The sequence below is a fragment of the Actinomadura madurae genome, assembly GCF_900115095.1.
Taxonomy (GTDB): domain Bacteria; phylum Actinomycetota; class Actinomycetes; order Streptosporangiales; family Streptosporangiaceae; genus Spirillospora; species Spirillospora madurae.
Genome location: NZ_FOVH01000006.1, coordinates 395941 through 421734, shown reverse-complemented (window position 1 = coordinate 421734; position 25794 = coordinate 395941). Strand labels below are relative to the sequence as shown.

Annotated in this window: 23 protein-coding genes, 1 pseudogene and 2 riboswitches; of the genes and pseudogenes, 6 read left to right on the top strand and 18 right to left on the bottom strand. The window is 74.8% G+C overall.

Annotated features, from left to right (window positions below; genetic code table 11):
- Positions 1 to 151: 151 nt before the first annotated feature.
- A complete protein-coding gene (locus tag BM339_RS20165; RefSeq protein WP_075021817.1) occupies positions 152 to 1525 on the top strand; it encodes a nitrate/nitrite transporter in 1374 nt (457 codons plus the stop codon).
- Here BM339_RS20165 and BM339_RS20160 read toward each other — a convergent pair.
- Positions 1473 to 2195 (bottom strand): maleylpyruvate isomerase N-terminal domain-containing protein, encoded by a 723-nt coding sequence (locus BM339_RS20160; RefSeq protein ID WP_021598787.1) that lies wholly within the window; start codon positions 2193 to 2195, stop codon positions 1473 to 1475. The two genes, BM339_RS20165 and BM339_RS20160, sit on opposite strands and share 53 nt — an antisense overlap.
- 180 nt (positions 2196 to 2375) lie before the next feature.
- Complete coding sequence (locus BM339_RS20155; RefSeq protein ID WP_075021816.1) at positions 2376 to 2792, bottom strand: plectin; 417 nt, start codon at positions 2790 to 2792, stop codon at positions 2376 to 2378.
- Positions 2793 to 2924: 132 nt separating this feature from the next.
- Between BM339_RS20155 and BM339_RS20150 the strand changes: the two genes are divergently transcribed.
- Positions 2925 to 3491: a TetR/AcrR family transcriptional regulator gene (locus BM339_RS20150; protein WP_024936027.1), complete on the top strand. Its 567-nt coding sequence runs from the start codon at positions 2925 to 2927 to the stop codon at positions 3489 to 3491.
- Between the two features lie 16 nt (positions 3492 to 3507).
- Here BM339_RS20150 and BM339_RS20145 read toward each other — a convergent pair whose 3' ends face one another.
- The 3 genes and pseudogenes from BM339_RS20145 to BM339_RS50720 form a co-directional block, all read right to left on the bottom strand.
- Positions 3508 to 4158, bottom strand: coding sequence for a LutC/YkgG family protein (locus tag BM339_RS20145; RefSeq protein ID WP_024936026.1), 651 nt, complete (start codon positions 4156 to 4158; stop codon positions 3508 to 3510).
- On the bottom strand, positions 4155 to 5627 hold the full coding sequence (locus BM339_RS47775) for a lactate utilization protein B (RefSeq protein ID WP_218163700.1): 1473 nt from the start codon (positions 5625 to 5627) through the stop codon (positions 4155 to 4157). The genes BM339_RS20145 and BM339_RS47775 overlap by 4 nt, the downstream gene beginning before the upstream one ends.
- A pseudogene (locus BM339_RS50720) lies at positions 5624 to 6352 on the bottom strand ((Fe-S)-binding protein). Before BM339_RS50720 ends, BM339_RS47775 begins: the two are co-directional and overlap by 4 nt.
- Positions 6353 to 6647: 295 nt before the next feature.
- Here BM339_RS50720 and BM339_RS20130 point away from each other — a divergent pair.
- Complete coding sequence (locus tag BM339_RS20130) at positions 6648 to 6851, top strand: DUF5999 family protein (RefSeq protein WP_021600469.1); 204 nt, start codon at positions 6648 to 6650, stop codon at positions 6849 to 6851.
- Between the two features lie 95 nt (positions 6852 to 6946).
- On the opposite strand, the gene BM339_RS20125 is transcribed toward BM339_RS20130, so the two are convergent.
- Complete coding sequence (locus tag BM339_RS20125; RefSeq protein WP_024936023.1) at positions 6947 to 7564, bottom strand: alpha/beta hydrolase family protein; 618 nt, start codon at positions 7562 to 7564, stop codon at positions 6947 to 6949.
- Positions 7565 to 7615: 51 nt separating this feature from the next.
- On the opposite strand from BM339_RS20125, the gene BM339_RS20120 reads away from it, so the two are divergent.
- A complete protein-coding gene (locus BM339_RS20120) occupies positions 7616 to 8041 on the top strand; it encodes a PPOX class F420-dependent oxidoreductase (protein WP_021599399.1) in 426 nt (141 codons plus the stop codon).
- Here BM339_RS20120 and BM339_RS20115 read toward each other — a convergent pair.
- Positions 8038 to 9171: a tetratricopeptide repeat protein gene (locus BM339_RS20115; RefSeq protein ID WP_075021815.1), complete on the bottom strand. Its 1134-nt coding sequence runs from the start codon at positions 9169 to 9171 to the stop codon at positions 8038 to 8040. The genes BM339_RS20120 and BM339_RS20115 overlap by 4 nt on opposite strands.
- A 93-nt stretch (positions 9172 to 9264) precedes the next feature.
- Complete coding sequence (gene gcvP / locus BM339_RS20110; RefSeq protein ID WP_075021814.1) at positions 9265 to 12144, bottom strand: aminomethyl-transferring glycine dehydrogenase; 2880 nt, start codon at positions 12142 to 12144, stop codon at positions 9265 to 9267.
- 60 nt (positions 12145 to 12204) lie between these two features.
- Positions 12205 to 12312, bottom strand: a riboswitch (glycine riboswitch).
- A riboswitch (glycine riboswitch) is annotated at positions 12313 to 12407 on the bottom strand.
- A 267-nt stretch (positions 12408 to 12674) separates the two neighbouring features.
- Here gcvP and BM339_RS20105 point away from each other — a divergent pair.
- Positions 12675 to 15164: a lysylphosphatidylglycerol synthase transmembrane domain-containing protein gene (locus BM339_RS20105; RefSeq protein ID WP_024936022.1), complete on the top strand. Its 2490-nt coding sequence runs from the start codon at positions 12675 to 12677 to the stop codon at positions 15162 to 15164.
- 23 nt (positions 15165 to 15187) lie between these two features.
- Here the strand turns inward: BM339_RS20105 and BM339_RS20100 are convergent, their stop codons facing one another.
- From BM339_RS20100 to BM339_RS20065, 8 genes are all read right to left on the bottom strand, one after another.
- A complete protein-coding gene (locus BM339_RS20100; protein ID WP_021599258.1) occupies positions 15188 to 15793 on the bottom strand; it encodes a MerR family transcriptional regulator in 606 nt (201 codons plus the stop codon).
- Between the two features lie 353 nt (positions 15794 to 16146).
- Positions 16147 to 16617 (bottom strand): bifunctional nuclease family protein, encoded by a 471-nt coding sequence (locus BM339_RS20095; RefSeq protein ID WP_021599257.1) that lies wholly within the window; start codon positions 16615 to 16617, stop codon positions 16147 to 16149.
- A 142-nt stretch (positions 16618 to 16759) separates the two neighbouring features.
- The gene (ftsR, locus tag BM339_RS20090; RefSeq protein WP_024936021.1) at positions 16760 to 17506 is read right to left on the bottom strand and encodes a transcriptional regulator FtsR; all 747 of its coding nucleotides are present in this window, start codon (positions 17504 to 17506) and stop codon (positions 16760 to 16762) included.
- A gap of 27 nt (positions 17507 to 17533) precedes the next feature.
- Positions 17534 to 18064: an FHA domain-containing protein gene (locus tag BM339_RS20085; protein WP_021599255.1), complete on the bottom strand. Its 531-nt coding sequence runs from the start codon at positions 18062 to 18064 to the stop codon at positions 17534 to 17536.
- A gap of 311 nt (positions 18065 to 18375) precedes the next feature.
- Positions 18376 to 19149: a DUF881 domain-containing protein gene (locus BM339_RS20080; protein WP_075021813.1), complete on the bottom strand. Its 774-nt coding sequence runs from the start codon at positions 19147 to 19149 to the stop codon at positions 18376 to 18378.
- The gene (locus BM339_RS20075) at positions 19146 to 19478 is read right to left on the bottom strand and encodes a small basic family protein (RefSeq protein ID WP_021599253.1); all 333 of its coding nucleotides are present in this window, start codon (positions 19476 to 19478) and stop codon (positions 19146 to 19148) included. Before BM339_RS20075 ends, BM339_RS20080 begins: the two co-directional genes overlap by 4 nt.
- Before the next feature lie 22 nt (positions 19479 to 19500).
- Positions 19501 to 20409, bottom strand: coding sequence for a DUF881 domain-containing protein (locus BM339_RS52315; protein WP_033333031.1), 909 nt, complete (start codon positions 20407 to 20409; stop codon positions 19501 to 19503).
- Between the two features lie 42 nt (positions 20410 to 20451).
- Complete coding sequence (locus BM339_RS20065; RefSeq protein WP_021600594.1) at positions 20452 to 21090, bottom strand: LysE family translocator; 639 nt, start codon at positions 21088 to 21090, stop codon at positions 20452 to 20454.
- Positions 21091 to 21182: 92 nt separating this feature from the next.
- Here BM339_RS20065 and BM339_RS20060 point away from each other — a divergent pair, with 92 nt between their 5' ends.
- Positions 21183 to 22523, top strand: coding sequence for an aminotransferase-like domain-containing protein (locus BM339_RS20060; RefSeq protein WP_075021812.1), 1341 nt, complete (start codon positions 21183 to 21185; stop codon positions 22521 to 22523).
- A gap of 25 nt (positions 22524 to 22548) precedes the next feature.
- On the opposite strand, the gene BM339_RS20055 is transcribed toward BM339_RS20060, so the two are convergent.
- Both BM339_RS20055 and clsA read right to left on the bottom strand, forming a co-directional pair.
- On the bottom strand, positions 22549 to 25047 hold the full coding sequence (locus BM339_RS20055; protein WP_021599816.1) for a mannose-1-phosphate guanyltransferase: 2499 nt from the start codon (positions 25045 to 25047) through the stop codon (positions 22549 to 22551).
- Positions 25044 to 25757, bottom strand: coding sequence for a cardiolipin synthase ClsA (gene clsA, locus BM339_RS20050; RefSeq protein WP_021599815.1), 714 nt, complete (start codon positions 25755 to 25757; stop codon positions 25044 to 25046). Before clsA ends, BM339_RS20055 begins: the two co-directional genes overlap by 4 nt.
- Positions 25758 to 25794 lie beyond the last annotated feature (37 nt).

Here is a 25794-nt window from a genome sequence, read left to right as displayed (position 1 = left end):
TACCCTGACCGGCCCCGCTCTACCCCGCACCTCACAGCCCGGCGGGACACGCTGTGCAGCGGAGTTATCACTGCCGTATGACCGGACACACACGTGCGAAACGCCGGATTCCTACGGTCGGGCCGTCCGAGCGACCCAAGGAGACCGCCTGATGACCGTCACCACCGAAACCGCGCGCCCCGGACGGGCACCTACCCTGAAGGGACGCTGGATCGACGACTGGCGGCCCGAGGACCCCGAGTTCTGGGCGGCCGGCGGCGCCCGGACCGCCCGCCGCAACCTCATCTTCTCGATCTTCTCCGAGCACATCGGCTTCTCGGTGTGGACGCTGTGGTCGGTGATCGTGCTGTTCCTCGGCCCCGCCTACGGCATCGACCCGGCCGGGAAGTTCACCCTCACCGCCGTGCCCGCGCTGATCGGATCCGCGCTGCGGATCCCCTACACCTTCGCCGTCGCCCGCTTCGGCGGCCGCAACTGGACGATCTTCAGCGCGGCGCTGCTGCTCGTCCCGGCCGGCCTCGCCGCGTTCCTCATCGAGCCGGGCGTCTCGTTCACCACCCTGCTGCTCCTCGCCGCCGTCGCCGGCGTCGGCGGCGGCAACTTCGCGTCCTCGATGGCCAACATCAACGCGTTCTACCCGCAGCGGCTCAAGGGCTGGGCGCTCGGGATCAACGCGGGCGGCGGCAACCTCGGCGTCGCCGTCGTCCAGCTCGTCGGGCTGCTCGTCCTCGCCACCGCCGGCAAGGACCACCCCGGCCTCGTCGCGGGCGTCTACATCCCGCTCATCGTCCTCGCCGCCCTCGGCTCCGCGCTCTACATGGACAACCTCTCGCACGCCCGCAACGACCGGCGCGCCATGCGGGACGTCTGCAAGGACGCGCACACCTGGATCATGTCGGTGCTCTACATCGGCACGTTCGGGTCGTTCATCGGGTTCGGCTTCGCGTTCGGGCAGGTCCTGCAGGTGCAGTTCAAGGCCGACTTCGACACCCCGATCAAGGCCGCCTACCTGACGTTCCTCGGCCCCCTGCTCGGTTCGCTGATCCGCCCGGCCGGCGGCTGGCTCGCCGACCGGGTCGGCGGCGCCCGGGTCACCTTCTGGACGTTCGTCGCGATGGCCGCCTCCGCGGGCCTCGTGCTGGCCGCCTCGCAGAGCGGATCCCTCGCCCTCTTCCTCACCGGGTTCGTGCTGCTGTTCGTCTTCAGCGGCGTCGGCAACGGCTCCACCTACAAGATGATCCCGGCGATCTTCCGGGCGAAGGCCCAGCTCGGCGTCGCCAACGGCGGCGACCCGGTGGCCGCCGAGCACGAGGCCCGCCGCCTCGCCGGCGCGCTGATCGGCATCGCGGGCGCCGTCGGGGCGTTCGGCGGCGTCCTGGTCAACGTCGCCTTCCGGCAGTCGTTCCTCACCTACGGGACCGGCGACGGCGCCTACGTCGCGTTCATCGCCTTCTACGGCCTGTGCTGCGTCCTCACCTGGCTGGTCTACCTGCGGATCCGCCCGGGGAAGCCGGCGGGCGTCTGACCGCCTGCCGCCCCGCGCGGCGCCGCCGCGTCCGGCCGGGCCCCTCACCGGGGTCCGGCCAGCGCGGCGAGCGGCCCGACGAGCGCAGCACCGCCTCCCACGCGTCCCCCCGCTCCAGCGGCAGGTGCGGGACGCCCCAGTGCCACGCCGACACCAGCAGGTCCGGGTCCCGCGGCCGGTAGTCCGCCCCGGCCGCGCGGGCCATGTCCCAGGCGTGCAGGTGCCACTCCACGCAGGCCGCGCCCGCGTGGTCGCCGACGGTGTACTTGGTGCCGCGGTAGATCAGATGCGTCCGGTCCCACATGTCGGGCATCAGGTCGGCGTAGGCGCCCGCCGACACCCCGAACGCCAGGATCCGGTCCGGGCCCGGGTCCGGCGGGAGCACCGCCAGCTCCGCCGCGTTCTGCCGCGCCTGCTGCCTGATCAGCACCGCGGTGGCCGCGTCCTGCGCGAACAGCTTCGCCAGCCGGCTGTCGGGCGCGTCCTGGAGGTACTCCAGGAAGTTCTCCGCCACGCACCGCAGGTGCCCCGCGAGATCGATCAGCCGCCAGTCCGCGCAGGGCGTGGGCGCGTCCCAGTCCGCGACGGCCTCCGCCAGCGCCCGGATCGCCCGCACCCCGTCCTGGTAGGACTCGAGTACGCGGCACCGGTCCGGCGGCGTGCGCTCCACCTGACTTCCCCCAACGTCCAGAGCACCGTGTGCCCTCCCCACCGGGCGCGACCGCGCGCACGCCACGCCGGTGCGGCGTGCGGAGCGGGGCGCCCCCGGCGTTCCCCGAGAGGGCAGACTGTCAAAGATCGGCGGCCGCTGCCACCGGGTGGCGCTGTGTCGTCACACGCCGGGAACCTCTCAGACGCGCACCGCCGGGCGCGTCCGAAAGGCGAGCCGGTGCGCCTCGCGGGCGGTGCGCAGCCGGTCGACCTCGTCCGTCCACGGGCGCACCGCCGGGCGCGCCTTGGCCTTGCGGTAGGCGAGCTCCGCGGCGCGGCGGGCCTTGGCGTCCTGCGCCTCCGTCACGTACGTCCGCGGGCCCGCCGCGACCCGCTCGGCCGCCTCCGCGGCGGCGAGCACGGCCGTCAGCGCCTTGTCGAAGGCGAGCGTCAGCTCGCTCAGCTCCGGCTCGGGCGCGTTCGCGGCCTGCGCGTCCCGCAGCGCCCGCTCCGCCTCGCCCGCCGCCGCGAGCCGCTCGTCGTACTCGGCGGCCAGCCGCTGGTCGGCCTCGTACGGCTCCGCGACGTCCTTGCTCACCCGGCGGCCCAGCGGCATGGTGGTACTCCCTCGACGGTCGTGCGATGTCCGGTCCTGCTGTGTTCGATCGAGGTAAGCGTACGCGGCGGTCAGGCGTGTTGTGACGGTGGACACCCGGCTTCGGCCCTTTACGTAGTAAGGTGCATGCTCATGGTCCGGCAGCCCAGCATCAACGCCCAGCACCGCGCCCCGCTCACCACCGAGCGGATCATCGAGGCGGCGCTCCAGATCGTGGACGGCCAGGGACTCGGCCGCCTCACCATGCGCCGCCTCGGCGACGCGCTGGAGGTCGAGGCGATGGCGATCTACCACCACCTCCCGCGCGGCAAGGAGCAGCTCCTGGACGGCCTCGTCGCGCACGTCGCCTCCTCCCCCGCCGCCGAGGCGGCCGCCGGCCCCTGGCAGGACGCGCTGCGCGCGTGGGCCCGCGACTACCGGGACCGGCTGCTCGCGCACGCCGGCGTCCTGCCGCTGGTCGTCACGCGCCGCAACCCGGCCGCGCTCACCGCGACGGCCGCCTCCCTGCGGGAGGTGCTGCGCCGCGGCGGCGTCCCCGAGGACCCGGCCGCGGTCGCCGCCCACGCCCTGCTCGGCTACGTGATCGGCCACACCGCCCTGGAGGTGCGCGGCACCGCCGAGGACGGCGCCGACCGCGCGGTCGACTGGGACGCCCGGTTCGCCGCCGGCCTCGACCTCGTGATCGCCGGCGTCCGCTGACCCGCGGCCGCCCCGGTCAGGACGGCTGGTCCTCGACGACGAGGACCTCCAGGTGCCGGGGGCCGTGCCCGCCCTCGACCCGCGCCGCCTCGACGCCGTGGGTGGCGGACGGCCCGCTGATCCACGTCAGCGGACGCGCCGGGTCGAGCCGCGCGACCGCCTCCGGGACCGTCCCGACGATCTGGTCGGCGTGGACCACGCACAGGTGGTAGTCCGGGACGAGCGTGAGCGCCCGCCTGCCCTGCGCCCGGCCGCCGTCCAGGACGACCGTGCCCGTCCGCGCCACCGCCGCCGCGCAGCCGGTGACGACGCCGTCCGCCGCGGCGAGGGTGCCGAGATCGACCGGCGGGGTGTCGGCCAGCGCGCGCACGCCGTCCAGCTCCGCCAGCCACCCGAACGGCAGGTCCGCCGGGACGACGATCCGCTTGGCCTCGCGGCCCCACAGCGCCGCCGCCACGGCGGTGCCGAGCTCGTCCGCGCCGACGTGCCGGACCGCGGCCCGGTTGTCGGCGACCCGCTCGGTGAACAGGGCGAGGACGTCCGCCCGGCTCCCGGCCTCCGCCTCGGGCAGCCGGCGGGCGTAGGAGCGCGGCACCGGCGGGCGCGCTCCGCGGTCCCCGCCGAGCGCCTCCCGGACCCGCCTCAGCATCTCCTCCCGCGCGCTCATGTGCGCGTCCTCGCCCACCAGGCGCGGAAGCTCTCCGCCGGCGGCGCCGGCAGGTCGCGCGCCTCGGTCCACGCGCCGAGCAGCCCCGGCAGGCGGCGGATGCGCCCGCCGCGCGACAGCAGCCGCGCCCACCGGGCGCCCCGCCGCAGGGCCGCCTCGTGCCTGCGCGGGTCGCCCATCGTCCAGGCGAGGCCGCGCATCAGCACCATCTCGGGCGTCGGCACCGGGCGCCGCCGCCGCGACTCCACCACCATGCCGCGCAGCCGCACCAGGACGTCCGGGATGTCGATCATCACGGGGCAGACGTCGGCGCAGGCGCCGCACAGCGTCGACGCGTAGGGCAGCGACGCGTCGGCCGCGCTCTCCACCCCGCGCGTCAGCGGGGTCAGGATCGCGCCGATCGGGCCGGGATGGACCGGGCCGTAGGGCCGGCCGCCGGCCCGCTCGTAGACCGGGCAGACGTTCGCGCACGCCGAGCACCGGATGCAGCGCAGGGCCTCGCGCCCGGTGTCGCCGGCGAGCGCGCGGGTGCGGCCGTTGTCGAGCAGGACGAGGTGGAACGCGCGCGGCCCGTCGCCCGGCGTGAGGCCCGTCCAGGACGAGACGTACGGCGTCATCCGGTCACCGGACGACGAGCGCGGGAGCAGCTGGAGGAACACCTCCATGTCTTCCCATGCCGGGACGACCTTGTCGATGCCCGCGACCGTGATCAGCGTCTCGGGGAGCGTGAGGCACATCCTCCCGTTGCCCTCGGACTCCAGCAGCACGAGCGTGCCGGTCTCGGCCACCAGGAAGTTCGCCCCGGTGATCGCGACCCGGGCGCCCAGGAACCGCTCGCGCAGGTGGGCCCGCGCCGCCGCGGCCAGCGCCTCCGGGTCGCCGGCGGGCCCCGGGGCCGCCGCCGGAATCTCTCGCCTCAGCAGCTCCCCGATCTCCGCGCGGTCGCGGTGGGCGGCCGGCGACAGCGGGTGGGACGGCGCGTCCTCGCCGAGCTGGAGGATCATCCCGGCGACGTCGGTCTCGCGGACGGTGGCGCCCGCGCGGGCCAGCGCCTCCACCAGGCCGATCTCCCGGAGCGTCGCCGACGCCGCCTTGACGACCTCCCTCGCCCCGGTCTCCCGGAGCAGGCCGGTAACGATGCGGCGCGCCTCCGCCGCGTCCGCCGCCCAGTGCACGGTGCCGCCCGCCTCCGTGACGGCCCGCTCCAGCTCCTCCAGGTGGACGTCCAGGTCGAGCAGGGCCCGGTCCCTGATGGCGCGCCCGGCCTCGCGCAGGTCGTCCCAGTCGGAGATCTCGGCCGCCGCGGCGGCCTCCCGCTCGCGCAGCGCGGCGGTGGCGCCGCGCAGGTTGCGGCGCAGCCGGGTGTCGGCCAGCGCGGACCGCGCGGCGGCCGCGAACTTGGGCCGCGGCGGGGCGGGCCCGCTCGTCCTCGCGGAGGACGGCGTCGTCCCCGGGGAGGAGGCCGTCACGGGGGCCTCGTCTCGGCGAGGATCTCGGCCAGGTGCATCGTCCGGACGCCGGCCCGCAGCCGCGACAGCGCGCCGCCGATATGGGCCAGGCACGCGTCGTCGACCGCGCAGACCACGTCCGCGCCGGTGTCCCGGATGTGCCTGACCTTGTCGGCCACCATCGCGACCGACACGTCGGCGTTCTTCATCGCGAACGCCCCGCCGAACCCGCAGCACTCTCCCGCGGCGGGCAGTTCGACCAGGTCCAGGCCCTACACGGCGCGCAGCAGCCGCAGCGGCCGGTCGCCGGCGCCGAGCGTCCGCATCGACTGGCAGGACGGGTGGTAGGTGACGCGGTGCGGGAAGTAGGCGCCGACGTCGGTGACGCCGAGGACGTCCACCAGGAACTCCGACAGCTCGTGGACGGCGATGCCCTCGGCGGCGCGCGCCAGCGCCGGGTCGCGGGCCGCCCGCGCGATCTTCGGGTAGGCGTGCCGGACCGTCGCGGCGCACGACGCGGACGGGGCGACCACGGCCTCGCAGCCCTCGAACGCGGCGGCGTAGGAGCGGGCCAGGCCGGCGGCCTCGCGGTGGTAGCCGGCCGTCCAGTGGATCTGGCCGCAGCAGGTCTGCCCCGGCGGGAACACCACCTCGTGCCCGAGCCGCTCCAGCAGGACGGTGGCGGCCTTGCCGGTTCCGGGGAACAGCGCGTCGTCGAAGCACGCGACGGACAGCGCGACCCTCACCGGCCTCACTCCCCCCATTGGGGCTTGGCCCACGCGCCCGGCAAGCCCGTTCCCCGCCGAACATCGTAGGGGCTTCGACCCCCGGCGGCGTGTCGTTCTCCGCCTGTCATCGCGCGGGAGGTAGTGCTGTGCCTGGCACCTCGGGGTGAGAGGGATCACAGCCGTCCGGTACTCCGGTACCAACGGACAACCGTCCCAACGGGCTATGGCCGGTGTGGGGCGAACCACATCACACTGGGGTGCGTCATACAGGAAAGCATCACGACCGACCAGTAGTTGAGACCGGAGGCACACGATGTGCCCGCACCAGCCGCCCTGTCCTTCCCACGACGCACCCGACCGCGACGCCGCCCGCACGCTGGCCTCGCACCCCGAGCAGGGGTGGAGCCTTCTGTGCAACGGTGTCGTGCTCTTCGAGGACACCGGTGAGCTGCTGCCCGACGGGGGAGTCATCGCACCGCACCGGCCGACGGACCTGCCTGCGCCGTCCGCCGCTTGAGCGGTCCCACGGGGGACTAGTTCAAACGGGTGATCATCCTCGGGGGCACGGCCACCTGCCCTTCGACTCCGGGTCCGCACCGGACCCGGAGCGACCTACCTCCGGCCCGTCCGCACCGGACGGGCCGTCCATCTTCTCAGCCACGGCTCCACCGCCCGGCCGACCGCCCCGGGGTCCCGGTTCAGGTCGTGCCGCTCCCCGGCCAGCACCGTCACCTGCGCCGCGTCCGAGGGGTCGGGCACCCCGAACGGGTCCCGATCGCCGTTGACGACGAGGACCTCGACCCCCGCCGAGCGGAGCTCGTCCACCCGGGTCTTCTCCGGGTTGCGCGGCGGGCGCAGCGGGAACGCCAGCGCCAGCACGCCGGCGGCCCCGGCCGCCGCCGCGGTCCGGCACGCCACCCGCGCGCCGTTGCTCCGGCCGCCCTGCACGAGCGGGACGTCCCCGAACGGCTCCCGCAGCATCCCGACGATCTCCAGCCACGCGGCGTCCTGCTTGGCCACCGGGCCGGGCGCGCGGCGCCCGGCGAACCGGAACGGCTGCGTCACCCGCGCCACGGCGCCGCCCAGCCCGAGCGCCGTCTCCCGCACCGCCAGCAGGTCGGGGGCGTTCACGCCGCCGTTCGACCCGTGCGTCAGGACCAGCAGGAACTCCGGGCGGGGGACCTCGTCCACCGTCACCTCGGCCGGCCCGTGCGACGTCGCGACCTCCATACGGGCCACCGTAGCCCCCGGCCGGATCGATCTTTGCGGCAGACTGGGCGCATGGAGAAGATGACCGACGGCGAATGGCGCGCGTTCGTGATGGAGGGCACCCGCACCGGCAAGGCCGGCGTCACCCGCAAGGACGGGACGCCGCACGTCACGCCGATCTGGTTCGTCCTCGACGGCGACGCCCTGATGTTCAACACCAGCGGCCAGAGCGTCAAGGGCCGCGTCCTCGCCCGCGACCCCCGCGTCTCCATCTGCGTGGACGACCAGACCCCGCCCTACTCGTACGTGCTGATCCAGGCCGAGGCGGAGATCGTCGAGGACCTGGACGAGTCGCTCCGCTGGGCGACCGCCATCGGCGCCCGCTATATGGGGCCCGAGCGGGCCGAGGAGTTCGGGCGCCGCAACGCGGTCCCGTCGGAGTACCTCGTCCGCGCCCGCATCACCAAGGTCATCGCCGAGCGCGCCGTCTCCGACTAGCCCTCGGGCCAGTTCGGGGCGGGTGTGCCCATGGCCAGGCGGAGCCGCTCGGCGAAGCTCTCGTGCAGCAGCGGGCCCCACGGATAGCCGCTCGGGACCCGCACCGCCTTGCCGAGCACCTCGTGCGTCTCCCCCGGGCGGCGCTCCCCCGGCTCGTCGGCGTACCGGACGGCGAGCAGCGCGTACATGTGGTCCAGGGCACCGAACGCCTCGCCGGTGAGGGCGGGGAGCGTCCCGTCCGACACGGCCTGCTCGACGACCGGCTCCCACCACAGGTCGCCGGAGCCGCCGTCGTCGTCCTCGGCGTCGCCGAAGTCGCGGCGGAGCCGCGCCCGCACCTGCCCGGCCACGCCCGGGTCGCCGAGGCCGCGCCGCCACACCTCGCCCGCCTCGCCGGCGCGCCCCCGCAGCGGCAGCGTCCGCGCGAGCAGCTCGGTGGCGAGCGGCCCGACCTCGGGGTCGGACGGGTCCTCCTCCAGCGCCGCGCCGAACGCGCCGATCGCCTGGTCGAGGTAGGAGATGCCGAGCGCGACCGCGAGCCTGGCGTAGGCGTAGGGGGCGGCGCCGCGGTCGATCAGCCGCAGCCCGGCGGCGAGGATCCGCTGCGCCCGCGCCGGATCGCCCCGCTCCAGCAGCCGCTGCCCCAGGTCGTGGGCGGCGGGCGGCCCGTACTCGGCGTCACCGGTGCCGATGACCGCCTCCCAGTGGTCGCGCGCCGTGTCGAAGTCGCCGGCGTCGTCGGCGATCCTGGCCAGCGCGAGATGGGCCGGCGGGAGGTAGGCGGGGTTGCCGAAGTCGACCACGACCCGCCACGCCGGCGCCGCCCGCTCCGGCTCGCCGGCACGCTCGTGGGTCAGGGCCAGGTGGTAGGCGGCGCGGGGGCCGTACTCGGGGTCGGCGGTCGCGATGGCGGCCCGGTCGGCCTCCCGGGCCCGCTCCACCTCCCCGGCGTCGTCGAGGACGACCGCGAGGCCGAGCGCGGCCTGGGCCCGGCACGGCGTGTCGCCGAGCGCGAGCACCTTCTCGAACAGCAGCGCGGCCCGCACCGCGTCGCCGTTCTCGGCGAGGTCGCGGGCCTCCTCGCACAGCCGCACCGCGTCGTCGGATACCGGATCCGGGGACTCGCTCATCGCTCTTCTGCCCTCTGGGGGTCGGGGTCCGCGACGAGCGTAGCGACCCGCCCCCCGCCGCGTCCCGCGGCGACACTCGAAAGCCCGGCAAGATCACATTTCGTAGGCTTCGGGGGGAGGGCAGGAGCAGACCAGGTTGCGGTCGCCGTAGGCCTGGTCGATGCGGCGGACGGGGGGCCAGTACTTGCCCTCGCGCAGGGACGGGAGGGGGTAGGCGGCCTCCTCGCGGGTGTAGGGGTGCTTCCAGTCGTCGGAGACCAGGCAGCCGGCGGTGTGCGGGGCGTTCTTGAGCGGGTTGTCCTCCCGGTCGTAGCCGCCGTCGGCGACCCGCCGGATCTCCCGGCGGATCTCGATCATGGCGTCGCAGAACCGGTCGAGCTCGGCGAGGTCCTCGGACTCGGTGGGCTCGATCATCAGGGTGCCGGCGACGGGGAACGACAGGGTCGGGGCGTGGAAGCCGTAGTCGATGAGGCGCTTGGCGACGTCCTCGGCGGTGATCCCGGTCTCCTTGGTGATCCGGCGCAGGTCGGCGATGCACTCGTGCGCGACGAGGCCGTTGCGGCCCGTGTAGAGGATCGGGTAGTGCGGGGCGAGCCGGGCCGCGAGGTAGTTGGCGCCGACGATGGCGCCCTCGGTGGCGGCGCGCAGGCCGTCCGGCCCCATCATCGCGATGTAGGCCCAGGAGATCGGCAGGATGCCGGCCGAGCCCCACGGAGCCGCGGAGACCGGGCCGGGGCCCGTCCGCGGCCCGGCCTCCGCGCGGAGGGGGTGTCCGGGCAGGAACGGGGCGAGGTGCTCGCGGACGCCGATCGGGCCGACGCCGGGGCCCCCGCCGCCGTGCGGGATGCAGAACGTCTTGTGCAGGTTGAGGTGCGAGACGTCCGAGCCGAACTCGCCCGGACGGGCCAGGCCGACGAGCGCGTTGAGGTTGGCGCCGTCGACGTAGACCTGGCCGCCCGCGTCGTGCACGGCGGCGCACACGTCGGTGATCGTCTCCTCGAAGACGCCGTGCGTGGACGGGTACGTCACCATGATCGCGGCGAGCCGGTCGCCGTGCTTGGCGATCTTGGTGTGCAGGTCGTCCAGGGCGATGTTGCCGCCCTCGTCGCAGGCGACGACGACGACGCGCATCCCGGCCATGACGGCGCTGGCCGCGTTGGTGCCGTGGGCGGACGACGGGATCAGGCAGACGTCCCGGTGCTCCTCGCCGCGGGAGGCGTGGTAGCCGCGGATGGCGAGCAGGCCGGCCAGCTCGCCCTGCGATCCGGCGTTCGGCTGGACCGACACCTTCGCGTACCCGGTGATCTCGGCGAGGTTCCGCTCCAGCTCGCCGATCAGCTCGACGTAGCCGGCCGCCTGGTCGAGCGGGGCGAACGGGTGGATGTTCGCGAACTCCGGCCAGGTGATCGGCTCCATCTCCGCCGTGGCGTTCAGCTTCATCGTGCAGGAGCCGAGCGGGATCATCGACCGGTCGAGCGCGATGTCCTTGTCCTGGAGCCTGCGCAGGTAGCGCAGCATCGCGGTCTCCGAGCGGTGCGCGTGGAAGACCGGGTGGGTGAGGTAGGGGCTCTCGCGGCGCAGCCCGGCCGGGACGGCCTCGGCGGGCTCGGCGGGCTCGCCGGCCTCCGGGACGCCGAACGCGCCGAGGACGGCGGCGACGTGCTCCGGCAGCGTCGTCTCGTCGCAGGCGATCCCCACCAGGTCCGGGCCGTCCGGGCGCAGGTTGACGCCCCGCTCGCGGGCCGCGGCGGCCACGTCCGCCGCCCGGCCGGGGACGCGGGCGAGCACGGTGTCGAAGAACTCGGCGTGGACGACCTCGACACCGCCCGCGCGCAGCCCCGCGGCGATCTCCGCGGCGCGGCGGTGCGTCCGCTGCGCGATCGCGGCCAGCCCCTCGGGGCCGTGGTAGACCGCGTACATGCTCGCCATCACGGCGAGGAGGACCTGGGCCGTGCAGATGTTGCTGGTGGCCTTCTCCCGGCGGATGTGCTGCTCGCGGGTCTGCAGCGCCAGCCGGTGGGCGGCGGCGCCGTCGGCGTCGATGGACACGCCGACGAGCCGTCCGGGAAGCTGCCGCTGGAGGCCCTCGGCGACCGCCATGTAGCCGGCGTGCGGGCCGCCGAACCCGTACGGGACGCCGAACCGCTGCGCGGAGCCGACCGCGATGTCCGCGCCGGACTCGCCCGGCGGGCGCAGCAGCGTCAGCGCGAGCAGGTCGGCGGCCACGACCGCCTTGGCGCCGCGCTCGCGCGCCCGCGCGATCAGGGGCTCCAGGTCGCGGACGGCGCCGGACGCGCCCGGGTACTGCAGCAGGACTCCGAAGAAGTCGCCGTCCGGGAGCCCCCCGGACAGGTCGGCGGTGACCACCTCGATGCCGAGCGGGACCGCGCGCGTCCGGACGACCTCGATCGTCTGCGGCAGCGCGTCGGCGTCGACGAGGAACGTCCCGGGCTCCTTGCGCCTGGACGCGCGGTGGGCCAGGGCCATGGCCTCGGCGGCGGCGGTGCTCTCGTCCAGCATCGAGGCGTTCGCGACCGGCAGCCCGGTCAGGTCGGCGACGACCGTCTGGAAGTTCAGCAGGGCCTCCAGCCGGCCCTGCGAGATCTCCGGCTGGTAGGGGGTGTAGGCGGTGTACCAGCCCGGGTTCTCCAGCACGTTCCGCATGATCACGCCGGGCGTGATCGTCCCGTGGTAGCCGAGCCCGATCATGGACGTCAGCACGGTGTTGCGGGACGCCAGCTCGCGGAGCCGGTCCAGCGCGGCGGTCTCGCTCAGCGCGGCCGGCAGGTCCAGCGGCCGGGAGGTGCGGATCGCGGCCGGGACCGCGTCGTCGACCAGCGCCTCGACGCCGGAGTAGCCGATGGCGGCCAGCATCCGGGCCTGGTCGTCCGGGGAGGGGCCGACGTGCCGGTCGGCGAACGCGGAACGGGGATGCTGCGGCGAGGCCACGGGGGCGAAGAACTGGGCGGTCATGGAGAGCCTCCTGGCTGCTGCGGTCGCTCAGGGCCACCGCCGGCACCCGGGCCGGCGGCCGTCTCCCCCTCTGTCATCGGCACCTGAGAGCTTCGCCCGCGCAGCGGGGTTTCCCCTTCGGTGAGCCGCCCTCCCGCGGTGGGAGCGGCGCCTGCTTTCCAGAGGTGCCTCGCCCGCGCGGTCCTTTTGCCTGAGAGGTTCCGGGGAGGTTGCCCCTTCGGCGCCCCACGCTGGCGGCGTGGGGTCTCTCCCGCACAGGGTCGACGGCATTTCCTCCAGAAACCCTACCCAAAGACCGGATGTCGCGATCGTTCCGCCCGGTGGCGGAGGGGAGCGGCCCCGCTCCGCCGCCCCGGTACCCCCGAGTACGCTGTGCACACTCACCTGGGACGGGACGGGCTCGAGCCCGGGGGCGGAGATGGGCTGTGGGGTGGACGCGCGCGGCCGGACCGGCGGCCCGTCGCTCGACGGCCCGCCGCCGGTTCTGGGACGCTGATCACGATGACGGACGGTCAGGGCGGCGGTACGGCGTGACACAGACCCGCGGCGGCGCGGTGCGGCCGAGGCAGGGCGCGGCGGCCGGCGTGCCCGTCGACGAGCCCGCGCAGCCGGACCGGATCCGCCGGCCCTCCGACGCGATGAGGTTCGCGGCGTCGGTGGTGGGGCTGGCCGTCGTGATGCTCCTGGTCTCGATCGCCCAGCAGACCACGCACGGCCTGCAGACCGACATCGCCGAGGGCACCGCGCACGCGCCCCGGCTGCTGCTGACGCTGGCGACGCTGGTGTCGAGCTTCGGGGTGCTGGCCGTGCCGGTCGCGTTCGCCGTCGAGCGGCTGTTCCACAAGGACGGGACACGGGTCGCCATCGCGTTGCTCGCCGCCGTGATCGCGTTCGGCATCACGGTGGGCCTGGACGACCTCGTGGTGCGGGCGGGGCCCGGCGGCGTGCTGAACTCGCTGATCTGGGGCGGCACCGAGACCGCCCCGGTGCACACCGACATCGCGCCGGTGATCGCGTTCGTCAGCGCGGTCGGAATGGCGGGCCGCGCGCGCTGGCAGGCGGCGACCTGGTCGATGATCGGTCTGGCGGCGCTGACGGGGCTCACCGCGTCCTACGCGTCGGTCGCGGCGCTCGCGGCCACCTACGCGCTCGGCCGGGCCATCGGGCACGGCACCCTGTACGCGGTCGGCACGCCGAACCCGCGCCCGTCGGGCCGGACGGTCGTCGCGGCGCTCGAACGGCTCGGGCTGCGCCCGAAGCGCGGCGCGCGGCTGGACGAGCCCGCCGACGGAGCCGAGGAGTCCCGCCGCTACGGCGTCGTCCTCGCCCGCGATCCGGCCGGCGGCCTCGGCGGCGGGCGCGGCGGCCGGGTGCCGCTCGGACGGGGCGCGCACGGCGACTGGGATCTGGAGGTCCGCGTCCTGGACCGCGACCAGCAGACCGCCGGCCTTCTCTACCGGATCTGGCGGATGCTGCGCCTGCGCGGCGCCACCACCGGGCGGACGCTGCGGTCGCTGCGCCGCTCCCTGGAACTGGAGTCGCTGATGGCCTACGCCGTGGACGCCGCCGGCGTCCGGACCCCGCGCCTCGCCGGGACGTGCGAGGTCGGCACGGAGGCGGCGCTGCTGGCCTACGAGCACGTGCCGGGGCGGCGGCTCGGGGACGTCCTTGACGAGGAGATCACCGACGAGCTGCTGACCGACGTGTGGCGGCAGTTCCGCTCCCTCCAGGCGGGGCGGCTGGCCCACCGCCGGCTGCAGGAGGAGGCGGTCCTCGTCGGCGAGGACGGCCTCGCCTACATCACGGACCTGCGGTCCGGCGAGACGGCGGCGGGCGACCTGGCGCTGCGGCTGGACCTCGCGCAGCTCCTCACCACGCTGGCGCTGCGGACCGGGCCTGAGCGGGCGGTCCGCACGGCCGCCGCCGTGCTGGGCGAGGAGGCCCTGGGCTCGGCGGTGCCGCTGCTGCAGCGGGTGGCGCTGTCGCGTGCGACGCGCACGGCGCTGCGGCACGACCGGGAGCTGCTCACCCGGATCCGGGAGCAGATCGTCCGGCTCAAGCCGGAGACGGAGGCGCCGCCGGCCCGGCTGGAACGGTTCAGGCCCCGGACGATCTTCAGTATCGTGGCGCTGTCGGTCGCGGCGTACATCGTCATCCCGCAGGTGGCGAGCCTGGACCTCGGCCATCTGGCGTCGACGGCGAGCTGGCACTGGGCGGCGGCGGCGCTCGGCGGGGCGGCCCTGACCTACGTCGCGGCCGCGATGATGCTCGCGGGCTTCGTCCCGGAGCGGCTGCCGCTGGGGCGGACGGTGCTGGTGCAGCTGGCGGCGTCGTTCGTGAAGCTGGTGGCCCCGGCGGCGGTGGGCGGCGTCGCGGTCAACACCCGGTTCCTGCAGCGATCGGGCGTCCGTCCGGCCCTCGCGGTCGCGAGCGTGGGCGCGTCGCAGCTGGTCGGACTGGTGACGCACATCCTGCTGCTGGTGCTGTTCGGGTTCCTGACGGGGTCGACGGCGAAGGCGACGCAGGACCTGGCGCCGTCCCGGACGATCGTCATCGCGGTGCTGGTGCTGGGGCTGCTAGCGGGGCTGGCGATGACCGTCCCGCGGGTGCGCCGGGTGGTCACGACCCGGCTGCGGAGCATGTTCTCCGGGGTCGTGCCGCGGCTGGTGGACGTCCTGCAGTCGCCGCGGAAGCTCGCCACCGGGATGGGCGGGACGCTGCTGCTGACGCTGGCGTTCTCGCTGTGCCTGGACGCCTCGATCCGCGCGTTCGGGGGGTCGCTGCCGTGGACGACGGTGGTGCTGGTGTTCCTGACCGCGAACGCGGTCGGGTCGGCGGCGCCGACGCCGGGCGGTCTCGGCGCCGTCGAGGGCGCCCTCACCCTGGCCCTGACGATCTCGGGGCTGTCGGCGGAGACGGCGACGTCGGCCGTCCTGCTCTACCGGCTGCTGACGCTGTGGCTGCCGGTGCTGCCGGGCTGGGGGGCGTTCGCCTACCTGCAGCGCAAGGAGGCGCTCTAGGGGGCGGCGAGGCGCTCCGGGGGTCAGCCGGTCCGGCGGGCGCGCCGGCGGTCGGCCAGTTCGTCGTGGGGGTGTCCGTTAGGGTCCGCCTCGTCGGCGGTGGCGCGTTCACCGGGTAGTTCGGCCAGGCTGCCCTCCACCTCCTGCCACACCCGTCCGAGGGCGATCCCGAACACGCCCTGCCCGCCCTGGAGGAGATCGACGACCTCGTCGGCGGAGGTGCACTCGTAGACGCTGACGCCGTCGCTCATCAGGGTGATCTGCGCGAGGTCCTGAACGCCGCGGTCGCGCAGGTGGGTGACGGCGGTGCGGATCTGCTGCAGCGACACGCCCGTGTCCAGGAGCCGCTTCACGACCTTCAGGACGAGGATGTCGCGGAAGCTGTAGAGCCGCTGGCTGCCGGACCCGTGCGCCGACCGCACGCCCGGCTCCACCAGCTTGGTGCGGGCCCAGTAGTCCAGCTGCCGGTAGGTGATCCCCGCCGCGGCGCACGCCGTCGGGCCGCGGTAGCCGACATCCTCCGGTGGCGCCGACACCTGCGTGTCGAAGAGCAGGCCCTGCTCTCCGGCGCGCCGGGACGCGACATGCCTCTCGGGGGTCGCCTTGCCCTCGCCGCTGCTCACCGCCACGCGGACCTCCGGCTCCTATCATCCCGTGGCGCTTCGTCAAGGGGGTTTGACGAATTACACCACGGGTGTTCCACCAGCACGGTAGGTGCCGGTCAGGGCGTGGTCAACGTTCACCGTCGGCGCGTCGCATGCCCGGATGAACCGGCTTCACGTGGGCAAACTGCGCACCTTCGCCGCCAACGCACTCCATACCCCGATGGTCCCCTAAAGAAAACCGCCAGGTCCAGGGCCATGCGCGACCAATCACCCCAGAGCATGACCCCGGGCTCCACCGTGACATTCCCCACACCCCGCGGCGGCGCCCGGAGCAGGCGAAACCCGCGGACGCGCGCCTCCGGCCGGCCCCGGTGGCCTCAGCCGGCCCTGCCGAAGTCCTCCGGGGAGATCGTGTCGAGGAACTCGCGGAACTTCTCCACCTCGTCCTCCTGCTCGTCGGGGATGGCCACGCCGGCCTCCTCCAGCACGTCCTCGCTGGCGAAGATGGTGGCCCCGGTGCGCAGGGCGAGGGCGATGGAGTCGGACGGGCGGGCGCTGACCTCGACGCCGTTGGAGAAGATCAGGTCGGCGAAGAAGATCCCCTCGCGCAGGTCGGTGATGTTGACGGTGCGGAGCTGGACGCTGAGGGCGTCGAGCACGTCGCGGAACAGGTCGTGGGTGAGGGGCCGGGCGGGCAGCACCCCCTGCTGGGCGAAGGCGATCGCGGTCGCTTCGACCGCCCCGATCCAGATGGGCAGGTAGCGATCGCCCTCCGTCTCCTTCAACAGGACGATCGGCTGATTGGAGGGCATCTCGACCCGGACGCCGACGACCTCCATCTGCTTCACTGCGGCTCCCTGCTGGTTCTCGCTGTCTCGATCACCACGTGCAGCGGATCGAATCCTGACCGAACCATGTAGCCAACGTACACCCAGGCCCGGACACCTCGTGGTGCGGCGAGGGCGGGAAAATCCTCCGCGGCCCGCATGATCAGGGGTCGAGGCTTTCGCGTAGACCGGCGCTGACCAGCGCGGCGTGCAGCCGGACCGACAGCGCGGCGATCTCCCGCGCGGTCTCGGCGGCCTGCTCGTGGGCGCCGCTGCCGCGGCGGCGCAGCTGCGGCGCGACCATCTGCTCGATGAGGCCGACCTGGCGGTCGGCGGCGGCCTTGACGGCGCGCAGGTGCCGGACCTCGAAGCCGAACTCGCCGAGCGCGGCGGCGACGCGGGCGATGTTCAGCGCGTCGCCGTCGTAGTGCCCGCCGGCGCGGCGGACGAGGCCGTACTCCTCCAGGCGGGCGAGGAGGGCCTCGTCGATCCCGGCGCCGTCCAGGAGCTGGCGGCGGGTGAGGCGGACGGCGGGGTCGGCGGCGGTGGTGTCGGCGGCGACCAGGGTGCGGGGACGGCGCCGCTCCGGCGCGCGGACGGCGGAGTCGCAGGCAGCGGAGTCGCGGACCGCGGGCGCCGGGGCGCTCTCCCCGTGGTCGCGGGCCTCCAGGCGCTGCCTGATGACGCGCAGCGGCAGGTAGTGGTCGCGCTGCGCGGTGAGCACGAACCGGAGGCGCTCGACGTCGGCGTCGCAGAACTTGCGGTAGCCGGAGGGGCTGCGCTCCGGCTCGACGAGGCCCTCGGACTCCAGGAACCGGATCTTGGAGATGGTGATGTCGGGGAACTCCGGCCTGAGCAGCCCGAGGACGTCCCCGATCGTCATCGGGGATCGGGCCGGCTCCGCGTTCAAGGGCCCTCCCATCGTCGCCCCGTACCGTCAGCCGTGCGCCGGGTTGGTCAGGAACACCAGCCGGAACTTGCCGATCTGGACCTCGTCGCCGCCCGACAGCCCGGCCTGGTCGATCCGCTGCCGGTTGACGTAGGTGCCGTTGAGGCTGCCGACGTCCCGGACGGAGAAGGTGCCGCCCTGGCGGGCGAACTCGGCGTGCCGGCGGGAGACGGTGACGTCGTCCAGGAAGATGTCGCTCTCGGGGTGCCGCCCGGCGGACGTGCGGTCCTTGTCGAGCAGGAAGCGGCTGCCGGCGTTGGGGCCGCGCTTGACCACGAGCAGCGCCGTGCCCGGAGGGAGCGCCTCCATGGCCATCTGGTCGGGGCCGACCTGCTCCTCGGCGCCGGTGTCGGTGTCGAGGGCCTCGAACCCGCCGATGGAGATCGTGGACGTGGACTCGCCCGGCGACTCGCGGGGAGGCGGCGGCCCCGCGCTCCTCAGCGGAGTGCCGCAGTTCGAGCAGAAGCGGGCATCATCCGGGTTGGCGTGACCGCACTGCGTGCAGTAGACGCTCGGCATCGATCGGCTCGGCCTCCTACCATCGGCGTGCCGCCCGCGGCGTCCCGCCGCAACGGAAGCCGCCTGCGCCACGCGCATCCTTCACCCAACCCACGCGCCGGGGAACCGCCCCCCGGCCACGGTCCTGCTCACCGTCCGCTGTCGCGACGGTCGCCGCAACTTACGCGGCTATCACCCGAGGGGTCAACTGGAACGGTGAACCGGCTGCACCAAACTACATTCGCCGATGATCGCAGGTCCATGCCGCCGCGCGGACGGCCGCGATCGCGACGCCCCAGCCGGGCGTCCGGTTCACGTCTCCCCCGTTCCCTCTAGGGAGACCGTATCGCGCCCACGGTCACTTTCGCGCGCCGGGCGATCAGGACGGTGGCGCCGGCCCCCTCCAGCGTCCGGACGACGCCGCCCGGGATGTTGAGCGCCGTGGTCAAGGTGTGCGGGTCGCCGATGGCGAGGAAGCGGTACGGGGCGGCGAGGAGCGTGCCGTCCGCCCGGACGCCGTCCCGGCCGTCGACGAAGTGGGTGTCGACGCCGGCCCGGACGTCGTTGACCTGGATGACCTCGGCGCCGGCGTCGCGGAGCTCCTCCAGGGCGTCCAGCAGGCCGAGCGCCCTGACCCGGCCCCCGGGGTCGCCGATGACGAGCTCGATGCCGGGCCCCTCGGCCGGGAGCGTGCCCGCGAGGAGGCCGTAGGTGGCCGCCCGCTCGCGCGCGTCCTCCAGCGCGGTCCCGCCCCGCGCGTCCCGCTCCAGCTCGGCCTTCGTCTGCTCCAGGTCGCGCAGGTCGCCCCGCAGCCGCTCGGACCGCTGGCCCAGGTCGGACAGGATCCCGACGAGCTCGTCCTGGCGCGCGGTGGCGAAGGTGGTGTCGCGCTCGGTCGAGCGCACCTGGGCGACGAAGGCGAAGCCGAGCAGGAGGCAGAGCAGCCCGGCCATGACCTGGCCGGAGCCGGTCCGGGGGCGCAGCAGCGCGGCGAGGGCGGGCAGGCCGCCCGGCTCCGCCGGCGCCTCCGCGGGCTTCTTCTCCTCGCGTTCTTCCTCGCGGTCCTCCGCGGGCTCTTCCCCGCGCGCCCGCTCGCCGCCGGTCATGCGCCGAAGAGCTTCCGCCGGATGGCCGCGGCGTTGGAGAAGATCCGGATGCCGAGGACGACCACGACGCCGGTGGACAGCTGCGAGCCGACGCCGAGCTCGTCGCCGAGGAAGACGATCAGCGCGGCGATGACGGCGTTGCCGACGAAGGAGACCGCGAAGACCTTCTCGTCGAAGACGCCCTCCAGCCGGGCCCGGACGCCGCCGGACATCGCGTCGAGGGCGGCCACGATGGCGATCGGCAGGTAGGGCTGCAGCCAGAGCGGCACGTCCGGTTGCAGGACCAGGCCCAGCGCCACACCGATCACCAGCCCGATCAGCGCGATCATCCTCGGGTCACCTCTCCCCCGCTCACCGGCCGGCCCCGTCGCCCGGGACGGCGTACCGCAGCCGGGACGTCCCCGCGGCGGGCAGCCGCGCCCGGGGCGCCCGGCGCACGTCGTACCTGATGCCGTACCGCTCCTTCAGCGCGTCGAGCCGCCGGTCGGCGGCCGAGCCCGTGAAGGCGTCCCGAAGGCGTCCGGGGTCGCCCAGCGCGGTCACCTCGTAGGGCCCGGCGAGCGGCCGGTAGTCGACCAGGATCGCCTCGCCCGCGGTGCGGATCGCCGTGGTCGGGGTGAGCCGCAGTCCGTTGACGCCGATGGCCGCTGCGCCGGCCGCCCACAGCCCGTTCACCAGCACCTGGAGGTCCTGATCATAGACCCGGCCGCCGGAGGGGGCGCGGCCGGACGCTGCGTTTCCCGACTCGGCGTTCCCGGACTCGGCGTTCCCGGACGCGCCGCCGCGCGGCGAGTCGTCCAGGGTGACGACGACGCCCTCCCCCGCGGCGGGCGTGGCGGCGGCCGCGGCGGCGGCGCGCGCCAGCTCCAGCCGGAGGCGGCGGCCGGCGTCGGTGCGGGCCAGCGCGGCGGCGCGGCGGCGCTCGGTGTCGGCCCGCAGCCGGCCGAGGCGGTCCTGCAGGGCGTCGGTCTCGGCGGTGCGGGCGCGGATCTCGCCGATGAGCCGGGAGCGCCGCTCGGCCGCGACGGGCTCGCCGCGGCGGGCCTCGGCGCCGGCGACGGCGACGAGGGTCCCGGTGAGCACCAGGACGAGCAGGACGCCCCCGCCCCGCAGCCGGCCCCGGCGGGGCGGGGCGCCGGCGGCGGCCCGGCGCGCGGCCGCCTCGGCGTAGCCGGGGTCGAGCCGCCCGGCGACCAGGTCCGCGAGCAGCGACATGGTGGCGTCCGGCCGCCGGCCCGGGGTGTTCCGTCGTGCGATCACCGCCCCATCATGGCAAGCGCGGGCATCGCCCTGACGGGCCGGTCAGGCCGTGGCGGGACGGTGCAGGCCGATGTGCACGGCGAGCCCCGCGAGCACCGAGCCCATGAGGTACCGCTGGACGCGCCGCCAGCCGGGCCGGCTCGCGAGAAAGGCGGCGACCGCCCCGGCGCCGAGCACGATGAGGGCGTTGACGGTGACGGCGACGGCGATCTGGACGAGGCCGAGCAGCAGGATCTGGACGGCGACGCCGCCCCGGCCGGGGTCGGCGAACTGCGGCAGCAGCGACACGTACAGGACCGCGATCTTCGGGTTCAGCAGGTTCGTGACCAGGCCCATGGCGAACAGGCGGCGCGGCGGGTCGGCGGGCAGGTCCCGGGGGGCGAACGCGGCCGTGCCGCCGGGCCGCAGCGCCTGCCAGGCGAGCCACAGCAGGTAGCCGGCCCCGGCCAGCTTGATCGCCGTGTAGAGGGCCGGGACGAGCGCGAACACGGTCGTGAGGCCGGCGGTGGCGGCGGCGACGTAGACCAGGAACCCCGCGGCGACGCCGGCGAGGGAGACCAGGCCGGCGCGGCGCCCCTGCGTCACCGTCCGGGACACCAGGTAGATCATGTTGGGCCCGGGGGTGAGCACGAGGCCGAGGGCGAACAGGGCGATGGCCGCGGCGGCCGTGTACGAGATCATCGGGACTCCAGTCAAAGCGATGATCTCAATCTAGAAGCCGGAGTATTCTCAGTGCAATAATTATATTGCTCTCGGTGCAATTTGGAGTTCGCATGGAGGACTTCCGGCGGGCCGCCGACGCGGTGGCGGCCGACATCGCGGCGGGGCGGCTGCGGCCCGGCGACCGGCTGCCGCCGCAGCGGGCCTTCGCGCGGAGCCGCGGCATCGCGGCCTCCACCGCGGCCCGCGTCTACCGGGAGCTGGCCAGGCGGGGCCTCGTGGTGGGCGAGGTGGGCCGCGGGACGTTCGTCCGCGCCGCGGAGCGCCCTCCCGGCCCCGCGCTCGCCGAGCCCGCGGACGCCCGCGTCGACCTGGAGCTGAACTACCCCGTGGCCCCGGGGCAGAGCGCGCTGCTCGCCGCGGGGCTGGAACGCCTGCGGCGGCCGGACGTCCTCGACGCGGTGCTCGGGCCCGCCGGCGTCGCGGGGACCGCCGCCGCGCGGGAGGCCGCGGCGGAACTGCTGGCCACGCCGGGATGGCGGCCGGAGGCGGCCGGCGTGCTGTTCGCGGGCAACGGCCGGCAGGCGATCGCGGGCGCCGTGGCCGCGCTCGTGCCGCCGGGCGGGCGGCTCGCCGTCGAGGCGCTGACCTATCCGGTGATCAAGGGCGTCGCGGCCAGGCTCGGCGTCACCCTGGTCCCCGTCGCGATGGACGAGGAGGGCCTGCGCCCCGACGCCCTCGCCGAGGTCCATCGCACCGCACCGCTCGGCGCGGTGTACGTCCAGCCGACACTGCACAACCCGCGCGGGACGACGATGCCACCGCGGCGTCGCGCCGAACTGGCCGGCACCCTCGACCGGCTCGGCCTCCACGCGATCGAGGACCGCGTCTGGGCGTTCCTCCCAGAGGACGCGCCCGAGCCGCTCGCCGCGTTCGCCCCGGGGCGCACCGTGCTGGTCGACAGCCTCTCCAAGCGCCTCGCGCCGGGCCTCAGCCTCGGGTTCGCGATCCCGCCCGCGGAGCTGTCGGGACGCCTCGCCGCGGCGCTGCGCTCGGGCGGCTGGGGTCCGGCGGGCTTCGCGCTGGACGCGGCGGCCGGCTGGATGGCCGACGGGACGGTCGAGGCGGTGACGGCCGCCAAGCGCGCCGACGCCGACGCCCGGCGGCGGATCGCGGCCGGCCGCCTCGGCGGCGCGGCCGTCCGGTGGGGCCCCTGCTCGTACTTCGGCTGGTGGGAGCTGCCGACCCGGTGGCGGGCGGAGACGTTCGTCGCGGCGGCGGCGCGGCACGGGATCGCCGTCACGCCCGCCGCCGCGTTCGTCGTCGGTGGCGCCGCCGCCCCCCGCGCGATCCGCTTCGGCCTCGCCTCACCGCCCCCGGACGCCCTGGCCCGCGCGCTCGGCGTCCTCGCCGGCATCGCCGCCGGCAGCCCGGACGACGCCTCCGTCGACTGACCGGGCCCCGGTGCCGGGAGCCGGGTCACGAACCGGCGCGCTCCACCACGACCGCCCACTCCTCCAGCAGCGCCTGGGCGGCGTCCGCGTCCGGCCCCTCCGCCCACAGGTGGGTGACGGCCTCGGCGGGGTCGGGCAGCACGAGGACCCAGCGGCCGTCGTCCTCGACCACGCGGACCCCGTCGGTGGTGTCGATCGCGCGGTCCGCGGCGGCCTCCACGACGTGCCGCATCACGCCGCCCTTGGCCGCCCAGGGCGTCGGGACCGAGCGCCGCAGCAGGTGCGCGTCGGGGATCCGCCGGTCGATCTGGGAGAGCGTCAGCCGGGTCCGCGCGACCAGGCCGACGAGCCGGACGAACGCCGCGATCCCGTCGACGGTGCCGCTGAACTCCGGCATCAGGAACCCGCCGCGCCCGTCGCCGGCGAAGACCACGCTGGGCTGCGCGGCGGCCTTGGTGAGGACGTCCTGGGACGTGGACGTCCACTCGACCTGCACGCCGTGGAACCGGCACACCTGCTCGGCGACCCTGGTCGTCGTCACCGGCAGCGCCACCCGGCCGCCGCGGCGCTCCGCCGCCACCAGGTCCAGCATCACCAGCAGCGCCCGGTCGTCGCCGACCAGCTCGCCGTTCTCGTCCACCAGGGAGATCCGCTCCCCCACCGGGTCGAACCGGACGCCGAACGCGGCCCGCGACGACGACACCAGCTCGCCGAGCCGCTCCAGGTCGCGCATCCGCTCGGCGAGCGTCTCGGTCGGGTTGGCCTCGTCCAGCCCGGCGTTGCGGGTGAGGACCTCCACGCCGACCTTGCCGAGCAGGTTCGGCAGGACGAGCGACGCGACGCCGCCCGCGCAGTCCAGGACGATCTTCAGCCCGGCCTCGCGGACCCCGCGGATGTCGACGCGGCGCAGCAGGTCGCGGGTGTAGGTCTCCACGACCCGCGGCGGGTAGGCCAGCTCGGCGATCTCGCCCGGGAACGCGCGGCGGTACTCCTGCCGGCCGAAGACCCGCTCCAGCTTGCGCTGCGCGCCCTGGGACAGGTCGGCGCCGCCGGCGTCGAGGAACAGGATGTCGACGCCCTGCGGGTCGCCGAGGGTGGTGCGGAGGTAGATGCCGCCGACGGCGTCCTCGCGGCCGGTCTCGAACCGGGCGACGGTCAGCGGCGTCGCCTCCAGGTCGTGGACGTTGATCGCGCTGGCCGTCAGCGCGCTGTTCACCGCGCGCTTGAGGGTGCGGGCGGCGCGGGAGACGTCCCGTCCCGTGACGACCGTGCTGCCCTTCTTCAGCGTCGTCGCGTAGGCGCTGGCGAGCCGGACCGCCAGCTCCGGGGTGATCTCCACGTTGACGAGCCCGGACACGCCGCGCGGCCCGAAGAGGTTGCGCTGCCCGCGCGACTCCCAGATCACGCTGGTGTTGACGACCGCGCCGGCCTCGATGGTCTTGAACGGGTAGACCTTCACGCCGCTGGAGACGTACGCCTCGGCCTCGATGACGCACTCGTCCCCGATGACCGCGCCCTCCTCCACGCGGGCGCCCGCCATGATGTCGGTGTTCTTGCCGACGACGCAGCCGCGCAGGTTCGTGGACGGCGCGACGAACACGTTGTCGTGCACGACGGCCCGGTGCAGGAACGCGCCCTCCTTCACGACGACGTTGCTGCCGAGGACGGTGAACTCGCGCAGCTCGACGCCCGCCTCGACCTTGGCGTAGTCGCCGATGTAGAGCGGGCCCTTCAGCACGGCCTCGGCGTCCACCTCCGCGCCCTCGGCGACCCACACGCCCGGCGACACCTCGAACCCGCCGAGGTCGATGCCGACCTGGCCGGACAGCATGTCGGCCTGGGCCTTGAGGTAGCTCTCGTGGGTGCCGACGTCCTCCCAGTAGCAGTCGGCCACGTACCCGAACAGGCGGGCGCCCTCGGCGAGCAGCTTGGGGAACACGTCCCCGGACCAGTCGACCGGCTCGCCCTCGGCGACGTGCTCCAGGACCTCGGGCTCCATGACGTAGATGCCGGTGTTGACGGTGTCGGAGAACACCTGGCCCCAGGTGGGCTTCTCCAGGAACCGCTGCACGCGGCCCGCGTCGTCCACGATGATGATCCCGAACTCCAGGGGGTTCGGGACCCGCTTCAGGCCGATGGTGACGAGCGCGCCGTTCTCCTCGTGGAACCGCACCATGTCGGTCAGGTCGATGTCGGTGAGGGCGTCGCCCGAGATGACGAGGAACCGGTCGTCGCGCAGCGCCTCCTCGGCGTTCTTGACGCTGCCCGCGGTGCCGAGGGGAACCTCCTCGGTCGCGTAGCTCAGCGACATGCCGAGCTCCTCGCCGTCGCCGAAGTAGTTGCGGATCAGCGCGGCCAGGAACTGGACGGTGACGACGGTCTCGCTGAACCCGTGCCTCTTCAGCAGCCGCAGCACGTGCTCCATGATCGGCCGGTTGACGAGCGGAAGGAGCGGCTTGGGCTGGTTGGCGGTCATCGGACGCAGCCGCGTCCCCTCGCCTCCCGCCATCACGACGGCCTTCATCGGGGGGTCTCAGCTCCCTTCTGGTCGCCGGCCGGCGGTTCCGCGCCCGGATCGGGCGGCTCCGGCTCGCCCCGGCCGGGCCGGGCGCCGGAACCGTGAACGGCGTCCGTCCCGGAGGCCGGCGGCGCGCCGCGGCCGGCCAGCACCAGTTGCCGCGTCTGCGCCCAGTACAGGACGGCCGCCCACCAGTACAGCCCCGTCCCCCAGATGGCGAAGGCCCATCCGACGATCTTCGCCGTGGTCGCCGCGCCGCCGTCGTGGTCGCCGAGCAGCAGCAGCGGGAACGCGTACAGCAGGCACATCGTCGCGGCCTTGCCGATGAAGTGGACGGGCAGCGTGCCGCCGTACCCGAGCCGCCGCACGATCGGCGCGATCGGCAGGATCGCCACCTCGCGGGCGACCAGCACGGCCACCAGCCACACCGGGATGATGTCGCGGATGGTGAGCCCGACGAGCGTCGCCAGGATGTAGAGCCGGTCGGCGGCCGGGTCGAGCACCGTGCCGAGCCTGCTGGTCTGGTCGAGCGCGCGGGCCAGCTTCCCGTCCAGCCAGTCCGACAGGCCCGCGAACACCAGCAGGCCGAGCGCCCACCAGTCCGCCTCCACGAGGACGAGCCACAGGAAGAACGGAACGCCCACGAGCCGGGCCAGGCTCAGGATGTTGGGCACCGTGAAGATCCGGTCCTGCGGGGCCTCCTGCAGTGTGCTCACCGACGCGTTCGCCTCCCCTGGTCCCCCTTGATCCTGA